At 38.3% G+C, this 6832-nt stretch carries 8 protein-coding genes and 2 pseudogenes; 5 read left to right on the forward strand and 5 right to left on the reverse strand.

The features are described from left to right. The 3 genes and pseudogenes from CKO50_RS24755 to CKO50_RS15695 all read left to right on the forward strand — a co-directional run. A pseudogene (locus CKO50_RS24755) lies at positions 1-240 on the forward strand (hypothetical protein); the annotation flags it as partial. A 37-nt stretch (positions 241-277) separates the two neighbouring features. Then, positions 278-722 (forward strand): annotated as a pseudogene (locus tag CKO50_RS24760) (polymorphic toxin type 15 domain-containing protein). Between the two features lie 88 nt (positions 723-810). Continuing rightward, a complete protein-coding gene (locus CKO50_RS15695) occupies positions 811-1410 on the forward strand; it encodes a GAD-like domain-containing protein (RefSeq protein ID WP_255230046.1) in 600 nt (199 codons plus the stop codon). Between the two features lie 219 nt (positions 1411-1629). On the opposite strand, the gene CKO50_RS15700 is transcribed toward CKO50_RS15695, so the two are convergent. The 3 genes from CKO50_RS15700 to CKO50_RS15705 form a co-directional block, all read right to left on the reverse strand. Continuing rightward, positions 1630-2268, reverse strand: coding sequence for a hypothetical protein (locus CKO50_RS15700; RefSeq protein ID WP_095728915.1), 639 nt, complete (start codon positions 2266-2268; stop codon positions 1630-1632). 74 nt (positions 2269-2342) lie between these two features. Then, complete coding sequence (locus tag CKO50_RS24040) at positions 2343-2486, reverse strand: hypothetical protein (protein WP_176474686.1); 144 nt, start codon at positions 2484-2486, stop codon at positions 2343-2345. Between the two features lie 301 nt (positions 2487-2787). Beyond that, positions 2788-2970 (reverse strand): AlpA family transcriptional regulator, encoded by a 183-nt coding sequence (locus CKO50_RS15705; RefSeq protein WP_045963047.1) that lies wholly within the window; start codon positions 2968-2970, stop codon positions 2788-2790. A 146-nt stretch (positions 2971-3116) separates the two neighbouring features. Here CKO50_RS15705 and radC point away from each other — a divergent pair, with 146 nt between their 5' ends. Beyond that, positions 3117-3602 carry a DNA repair protein RadC gene (gene radC, locus CKO50_RS15710; RefSeq protein WP_095728916.1) on the forward strand — a complete coding sequence of 162 codons (486 nt, stop codon included), beginning with the start codon at positions 3117-3119 and terminating at the stop codon, positions 3600-3602. Between the two features lie 257 nt (positions 3603-3859). Here the strand turns inward: radC and CKO50_RS15715 are convergent, their stop codons facing one another. Then, positions 3860-4558, reverse strand: coding sequence for an inovirus-type Gp2 protein (locus CKO50_RS15715; RefSeq protein WP_095728917.1), 699 nt, complete (start codon positions 4556-4558; stop codon positions 3860-3862). A 258-nt stretch (positions 4559-4816) separates the two neighbouring features. Next, positions 4817-6160 carry a hypothetical protein gene (locus CKO50_RS15720; protein ID WP_141240151.1) on the reverse strand — a complete coding sequence of 448 codons (1344 nt, stop codon included), beginning with the start codon at positions 6158-6160 and terminating at the stop codon, positions 4817-4819. Positions 6161-6211: 51 nt separating this feature from the next. On the opposite strand from CKO50_RS15720, the gene CKO50_RS15725 reads away from it, so the two are divergent. Continuing rightward, a complete protein-coding gene (locus tag CKO50_RS15725) occupies positions 6212-6607 on the forward strand; it encodes a hypothetical protein (protein WP_095728919.1) in 396 nt (131 codons plus the stop codon). The last annotated feature ends 225 nt before the right edge of the window (positions 6608-6832 follow it).

The following is a 6832-nucleotide window of genomic DNA, read 5'->3' on the forward strand; positions in this document are numbered from 1 at the left end:
ATCGACCAGCATATGCAACAAGCCGCCCAAGAAATCGGACAGCGAGTTAATAAAGCACTGGATGAGTATCAAGGCCAATCACCAATTCGAGGCGTCACTGATAAGCCCACCAAAGCCAAAGCCGATGAGTTGGAGCCACCAAAAGGGAATGAGTTGCCGGGGGCGGCAATAAAACGTATGCCGCAATACAACGTGCCTTGTTTTAAAAAGAATGCCAAAGGAACCGCTGTTGAATANTGACCGCCAATTAAAAGGACAAATGGACGGGCTAAATAGCATGACTGTAAAACAGTATCTTGAAAATCGCGATGCTTATAAAAAGATTGGACGAAAAGGAACTGGAAAGGCGCANAAAACAGGCTAGAGAGCAGTTTAAAACAGCTTTAATCAAGAAGTACATACTAAAATTTCAAAGAAAAGGGGAATACTATGGTGAAGAAGCTGCTAGAAAAGCTGAAGAATTAGCCAAAAGAGACATGAAAACCCTCAATGCTTTACATAACCCTGATATGATTGCTGGGGGGGTAGATGAGGTGGTTGATTTAGGTGACGCTAGTGTTAACCAGTCTATTGGCGCACGATGGAATAAAAAAGGTTTTGATGACTCTGGTAAAAAGACTAAGTTAAGTCGTGTTGAGCTAATGGATAATGAGGCAGAGAAAGCACTAAAAGCATTGGGTCCAGATGCAAAATTAAATATGAATCTACATAGGTGCAAATAATGAACAAGTTTTTTGACAATTTTTATAACTTTGGTGGGTTTGGTCCAGCGATAGAAGCGATTCAACCAACAGATGANGCAACTCCAGTATTACCAAGGTATTTTACCNAAATAATTTACTTGAATACTGGAAGGAATACGGCTTTTGTGGTTGGGGGAAAGGCCGTTTATGGATGGTGAATCCAAAAGATTATCAAGATATCTTGACTGAGTGGTTAAGAGGAACTCAATTCGAAAAAATGCAACATGACGGTGTAGATAGCTTTTATGTGATTGCACTAAGTGCATTCGGCGATATTTATATTTGGGGTAAAAAATCAGGGAGTAGTCTTTCCATAATAAGCAGCTATGGCATGATTTTTCCCACCTTCGAAAACGAAGAATATATCGCTACGGGAGAAGAAAGAAGCTTAGATTTGTTCTTCTCTGTACAAACGACAACCCAAATTGATTTAATTGATATCAATGAACAACCTCTTTTTGAGCGAACTTTGGAGAGGTTAGGCCCTCTTGAAAATGGAGAGATCTATGGCTTTGCACCTGCTCTTGCCCTTGGTGGTGAGCCTAAGCTTGAGAATCTCCAAAAGGTAAAAGCCACGGAACATTTAGCTTTCCTAGCTGCTCTAGGAGAAAAACGTGTTATGGCTGATATTGTTGCACTCTCGAACCAATTACCCCATAACCAATAGCACCTTTTTAAGTCTTTTAAATTGAACACTGGTTTGATTGTTAAGGCTTAATCAAATCTGACAGTTCGCAACTGATTAATGGCCTACAAGAGCGAATAGCGGACGACCGGACAAACTCGTATTTGGACAAAGGTGAGTTAGAGCCAAAGGACAGCTTTGTGCTAAAAGAAGACATAGGTGACACACTTTGCACTGTGCAAGCCGCGACCCCATGTCTTCTTATGCGTATATACGCTCATACTCGGAGAACAACCACTCGCAAAAATCAACAATTTCTTGGGATATGGTAATAATTTGATGTTTTCCGGCATAAACCCTAGGTTGACCGAACCAGTTAGCCCTTAACGCAGGATCTTCAGGGTCAACAAATAGAGGCGAGGGAAACCGAGCCAACTCCTTTGCCATATGGCTAACTCCATTTGAAGTAATATCTTCAGCGTGCTGAGTTCTATTTCTTGCCAATACAAGCTGCTCAATTGCTTCTACGTCTGCTGGACAATTTGTAAAATCGACTCCTTCATCTTGCATGCACTTTTTAAGAGAATTTAACCAGCCCTTCCCTTGTTTTCTATTGAATGGTGAACTTTGTTTCTCTACTCGGTTTAGCCAAGCGTTCATATATAACTGTAAAGCAGACGACAGCATTGACAATGTCGCTAGCCCAATAGATCCAACTCCATCGCGAGCTTCGAGCCATTCATGAATAAATTGAGGGTCTCCGGATTCATCATAAACCGGTTCATATGGGGCTTCTTCTTGTTCAATTAACCTCATAACCTCCTGAAAAGGTTTACAGCCTTGTTCATGAAAGTTATTGGCAAACTTAACTCGTTCTTTTAAAAAGTGTTCAATATCCATAACTGCCTCAAAATACGCATAACAGCTTATTCTGTCCCACTTTGGTAGTTTATAACACAGCAAAGCGGCTCATATTACATACCTTCATAATTCCACCAATGATTGCCACTGTATACAAGCATATAACACAGCATTAAATTCCAGTTTGTCACTTTACCCCAAAACAGCGAGTAATAATGTAATAGGGCAAAATCAGGTACTTTGTATAAAAACTGCATGACTTTGCTCTCAACCAAGCTCCGTTCCCAAAGTGGGTGTTAGTATTTTAACGTTAACTCACAATGGGGCAGAAACGAGTTGACTGAACGGCCACTTTGTAGGATGAAGGTAACATTGACGACCGCCTCATGTTCGCTCAAGGCCACATAGCCATAACGATATGCAAGCTCCAGCAGTAGCAGAAGAAATACTTAATTCACTGTCTGGAATTAGTTGACCACTACACACCAAACTAACTGTGCTTTAGTTTCTTTTTAGGAGTTCCTTTGGTTATAGCAGTAAAGTGAGTACTTGGTTGATTTATAGCTGTCTCTCTTTCACTTTTTCTCCGATCCAGTCATCAATTTCAGATTCAACCCATGCAACAGCTCGGGCACCTAAACTAACTGACTTTGGAAATCCTCCTTTATTCATAAAGTCATAAATACTTGAACGGCTAAGACTAGTTTTTTCAATCACTTGAGGAAGTTTGATGAGTTTCATTTTTGTCTCCTATGTGAATAAACTCATCAAAATAAGTGACTTGCGTAAAGTTTTACGCTCAGGTCAACACACCGTTCCCACTCAAATCGAACCAAATTGAAATCTATATCACTGCATCGAATCTATTAATTACTGAGGTATCAACGATGCAAATTCAAGAACATGCTATTTCAAATACTCCTGCGCTCCTTGATGATGAAGAAGTGCTGAACTGGGCCTCTAGGATCCTATTTAGTCGATTAAAAAGGCAGGGTAAAGTTACCAACCCAGCTAGTGCAGTTGATTTTCTGAGATCAAAATTAGGTGCTAGGGAAAGAGAGGTATTTGCCGTAATTTATTTGAGTAACAGCAATGAGATTATTGAATATAAAGAATTGTTCTTTGGAACCATTAACGCTGCTTCTGTCTATCCACGAGAAGTTGTTAAAGGTGTTTTAAAGTCCAATGCAGCCAATGTCATATTGGCACATAATCACCCCTCTGGAAGTTGTGATATATCAGATGCTGATCGATATATCACTAAGAAGCTTATCGATGCCTTGGCACTTATAGATGTTCAAATCTTAGACCACATAGTCATTGGAGACTCTTACGCATCATTTGCCGAAAGGGGAATAATCAACACTCTTTAATGGAGAACTTATGCAACACAACCCACGAACCGTAGAGTTGATCTCTCATGCAATAGCGATACTCATCATTATCAAAGAGTTAATAAAGGAGCACTAAGCATATTGGAGGGGTGACTCCCCTCCTTGCTTACACTGCACAGACAAAGTTAAACCTGCTGATGGGAGACACATCGAGCCATTGTCAAAGTCAGCTCCGTCAGGGTACAGTACAGCAGTATTTACTTGTATCACCACTATTAGCCGCTATGAAAATACTTCTATGCTCTAACTGGTAGTGACTTTAGTTTAATTGTCGGCGAGCCATGCCCTATGTACCTAGTTTTACTCAAATCTACAAATTTGGTTTCTGGTTTCGCCATGTACATAAGCCTTTTCATCACGTTTCTATACTCGTCGCTTTGCGTTTTCTGATCGTTCAAGTTGATCCAATGTACTTTTGAATCTGAGAATTGCACATTTATTTCGGCCAGCTGAGGTTCAATACTTAGCGCACTTGCCCATGCTTCAACAATGCACTCTTGTACAGACTTTTTTTTTGGCTTCTTATAACTTAGTAAGTGACTGTACCCCTTGGAAGAACCCCTTAACATTCCAAAGTGATCTTTATCGAGAAACAGACAAACATGATAGTGTTCATTACCTGACTTTCCTTTCTCTTTAACCCAGACATAACGCAAAATTTGAGTTCTTGACACTGGTTTTCTTAAATAACTGTACTTGAGCTTTGATACCAATGAAGCTATAAATCGCTTCATCAGACTTTCATTTGATGCGAGAGGATTATCTTCTCCTTTGCATTGCCTAGGAATATGCAAATCAAATCTGACAACAGAAATACGCGAATACTCACTTAACGCTTCTTCGAATTTGCTCTCTATAATTTCTTTGTGATTTACGATGACTTTGTAGCGCTTATCGAAGGGATTGGTCTGAACTCTTTGTGATAGTTTTTTCATTTTGAAACTCTTAATGTTTATTTACCCACACTAAGAGACTGCAATGTAAAAAAATACTTTTTATGGCTTTATAATCAATGCTATTCCTCTAACCTGTTTAGTATTCATTACTCTAGGTTGAAGTATATTAACTATACGGATTTCGCTACAGAGAAAAGCTCAAGCAGCATAGGCAATTTGATGTTCCGACTCCTTATAAATCTTTACTTTTTTGATTTCTGTCACTCTGAAGTTATTCACCATTTTTGTGTTCATTTCTCAGCTCTTTTGCTTTGTTGAAGGCTCACTTTTGGCTCTGAAAAACATCCACTCATTATCATATTGGTGCAATCCAAACATAGCCCAATCAAACTCCAATACAGCGTCATTTGAGATATGCACTTGCTCATAATCAATCTTATTGACAGCTTCGCAGCTAGCCCTCTTATAAGCACTGAGCTGCTCTAAAAAATAATCAGCAAAAATGCGAAGGCAATAATGCCCTAATATTTTGTTTTCCCGTTTAAAAAGTTTATTAACCAGTCTTTGCGCAAGCAACCTATTGTTTTTTTCACTTTTAGTGCTATTCTTGCTCGCGTTGAGATAGTTAATCATTAGGGGAAGTGAATGTTTTAGAGAACTTAAATTTAACTCTTTTAGCTCTAAAGCACTTTTTTCTAATTCACTTTTTAATCTATCGTCATCCGACGTTAAGCCTGAGATTTTTTGCCTTATAGTATCAATAAAGTTGACAGAAAGTTTATAATGCTCTCTTTGAACATGATCAACGTTTACAGATTCACTAATCAAATACTCTTGATTACGCTCAAAAACCAAGTAACGCGTAACACACCACAAACTAGAAACAAATTCAGAAAAAGTGCTAGCATTACGCATCAAACTTCTTTCAAGCTCCTTCAAATCAATATGCGTGTTTTTCCCCTCATATGGCGACCCTTTGATTGCACTTATCTCATGCTCAAACATAAAGATATGGCCCTTGGAAAACACCGCTCTGGAGCACGCGAGTTTGTATACGACACAAACCTCATTTACATGACTGACTTTAATTTCTTCAAGTCCCCTACCCAACCAAGTTGTCTTATCAAGCTCGATTATTCCCAACTTTCCAATGCCAAACTTTGCTTTGATAAAATCAAAACCCATAGCCATGGAATATGGCTTTAACATGCAGTAGGCTAAAAAAACGCGGACCCTTTTGGGTGTAGTTTTAGGTAAGCTGGAATTTTCTATACACAGTAAGCGTTTTAGCTCGGTCTTGCTTTCATCAGTTAGTTCAGCGTAAATTTTTATTTTGATTTTTGGGATTATTTTCACTCTTTTTTCTGTTACCCCTCGTTTTATTTCACAGACATTTTGAACCAGCTCAATTAGACCAAACTCATGTAACTGCCATATCGCCTCTGTTAGATCTCGTGAACTAATACTACTCACTTTGGATAGCTTACTTATACCAACCTTGCTTATGCCACGCCGATCAACTATCGACTCACCAAAGTAAAACTGCATAAACATCCATGCTGAATTAACAGTCAAACTCTCTAAAATATCACTTATAGGTCTCATAAATTTGGATAGAAAACAAATTGAAAAACATTTCATGTAACGTTACTATAACAAAAAAAATCTAGTCCACAAGTTTGAATATAGATAATGAATGACGATTACTTCTATTACAGTTACTATTTGAAAATGCTTAAACAATCACCAGATTGCGGAGAGTTTTTCTTAGAGTGGAGCATTAACTATCTAGGCAAAAAATCCAAAGCTACAGCAAAAGCGGTTGAAGAATACAGGCGTATCGGAAGTTCACCTCATGATAATAGCTTCAATAAAATTAACAAATTTTTCTCAAAGCCAGACAACAGATACAGCTTTTTAAATTCTTGGAGACAAGCTAAAAGACGGGAATTTAGCAAAAAGAGAGTAACATTAGATCTTGATCGACTTGACTACATTCAACTTAAACAACAAGCTATAAAACATAACCGAAGTATGACTGAATATCTTATCTTGCTACTAAGAAAAGAAAGGGAGGACTTTTTATAAAGCTCAGCCCAAAGGGGAGTAACTTGGTGGGTAAAAAATAACAAAACAAAAAAACAAAATAAATATCAAAAACTTAAAAATATAAAAACATTCAGATCCAGAATATTGAATAACACGCCGATATTCTATCAGCTTTGAAAAACCGCCTCTTGGCTAATGCCAGTCAGTTAAGCTGACTGGCATTTCTTTTTTTATGTGGGTACTTTGATGGCTTAGGCTTTATCG

The organism is Pseudoalteromonas sp. HM-SA03 (assembly GCF_002289345.1).
GTDB lineage: Bacteria > Pseudomonadota > Gammaproteobacteria > Enterobacterales > Alteromonadaceae > Pseudoalteromonas.